The organism is Rothia sp. HMSC072B03 (assembly GCF_001809565.1).
Classification (GTDB): domain Bacteria; phylum Actinomycetota; class Actinomycetes; order Actinomycetales; family Micrococcaceae; genus Rothia; species Rothia mucilaginosa_A.
The window spans coordinates 85789-87602 of sequence record NZ_KV797968.1; the positions used below are offsets into that span (position 1 = coordinate 85789).

Sequence of the window (1814 nt, forward strand, 5' to 3'; positions counted from 1 at the left end):
CCGAATGAAACGGTCACCGCCACAACTATTTTTAAGATGAGACAGACTCAGATTAGACGGGGTTCGATTAGACAGGGTTGTCGGGGCTGGGCAGGGTTACCACCTCAGACCAGCGAGTATCCTGAGCGGCCGCACGGTTCGCGTCGCTCTTCTGCTTCACATCGGCTGGCGCCTGCCGCGCCCACGCCTCAAAAGCAACAATGTAGTTCTCGGGGTAGTTTGCCGCGAGCAGCTCCTGGCGGGTCGGGAAGTACTCCTTACCCTCTCGAGTATCGACGTAGTTGCTTGCCTTATAGGGGTCGGCGCTCTGGATGTCAGCGCGCGGGCCGGAGGCTACCTTTCCGCTTGCCACGTTATTGTCATCGATAGCGCGTACCCATGCCGCAGTGTAGGTGTGATCGGCCTTGTTCTTCTCGTACAGTGCCAGGCACTCGGATCCTGCTGATTCAGCTTCGGCGCGGGTGGGGAAGTTCGCCTGGTTGCGCACAACATGCCGTGCGGAGACGTAGGAGGGCAGTGCCGTACCGCGGTCGGCGCTGATGGCTTCCTGCTGCTTGAGGGTTTGAGCTTTCGTGGCTTCGTCAGGTTCAAGGCAGGGGGTGGAGCTCTTCTTCGCCGCGGAAGAGGAAGCGGACCCGGTGGGACTTGTTGCTGACGGGGAGGAAGCCACGGTCGTGTTCGAGGGTACGGGAGTGTTTGATGCAGTGCTGGTGGAGCTACCGCAGGAGGCAAGAAGCAGGGGAAGAATCGCCAGCGCGGCACCGCGTCGTAGACCGCTGGAACGGAACGAAAGAAGAACAGGGGTGTGGGTCATGAGACCACCTCACAAGAGGGATGGAACGATATATTGCGTCTCAGTATATGTTGGACGGTGTAGCGTGTGGGGTGTTTTGCAGATACCCACAAGGAATGGCAAAAATTTCAGCGAATTATCTAGGGTGCCCAAACTTTGTTGCTGGGTTATGGCTTGTCAGGAGCGTTTATAGGGGAAGGAAAAGGCAATATTGGTTTTACTGAAAAGACACATATTTTCATTGACCATATATCAAATTTGTAGGTATAGTGGGGCACAATACCTTACTACACCCACGTTATGAGGTGGCCCCATGGCTCTCACCCCGAAGACCTTCTCCGACCGCCGCAGCATTGTACGATGCGGTACCGTCGCGGTTGTCCTGCCCCTGTTCCTTGCCGCCTGCGGCGGTGCAAACACCGCGGCAAGCAGCACCTCCTCACCCTCCACGGCGAGCGCCTCAGCAACGGCAAGCACCACGCCCACCGTCAGCTGCTCCTCATACTCCGCCGAAGCTCTCGCATCCGCAGAAGCCGCCAAGCCCGTCCCGCGCACCGATGAACAATACCCCGCGTACATCCAGTACCGGCACATCCTCGCAGACGGCGCCCACATCATTGAGCCCGGCGAAATCGACAGCAAGTGCCACGCCGCACTCAAAGCAGGGCGGAGCACCCTCCCCGAATACGTTCAAAACATCGATACCTACAACGCTCAGCCCAGCGTCGGAGTCACCGACCCCTTCGCCGGTAGCGAGTACCGAGACATCAAGAACCGCAACGAATTCATCCCCCACCGCGCAGACCTGGAAGAAGCCGCCTACCCCGAGATGATTATTCGTCTCTACGAAAAGTGGTACGAGGCAGCCCCCGCAGACATCAAGACGCTCAGCGACGCGAACCGTGCACGATTCCTCGCCACGAGCGCCTACCAGCAGTGGAAGGCCCAGCCCCAAATCCCCAGCAGCGCCCGCCCATAACCCCACTCACCATAAGCCCGCGCAAAAAGAGTTGTGGCGGTG

At 58.7% G+C, this 1814-nt stretch carries 2 protein-coding genes; one reads left to right on the top strand and one right to left on the bottom strand.

What is annotated here, in order from left to right; all coding sequences use genetic code 11:
- Positions 1 to 67: 67 nt before the first annotated feature.
- A complete protein-coding gene (locus HMPREF2630_RS02655; protein WP_070483258.1) occupies positions 68 to 814 on the bottom strand; it encodes a hypothetical protein in 747 nt (248 codons plus the stop codon).
- 292 nt (positions 815 to 1106) lie between these two features.
- Here HMPREF2630_RS02655 and HMPREF2630_RS02660 point away from each other — a divergent pair, with 292 nt between their 5' ends.
- Positions 1107 to 1772 carry a hypothetical protein gene (locus HMPREF2630_RS02660; RefSeq protein WP_070483260.1) on the top strand — a complete coding sequence of 222 codons (666 nt, stop codon included), beginning with the start codon at positions 1107 to 1109 and terminating at the stop codon, positions 1770 to 1772.
- The last annotated feature ends 42 nt before the right edge of the window (positions 1773 to 1814 follow it).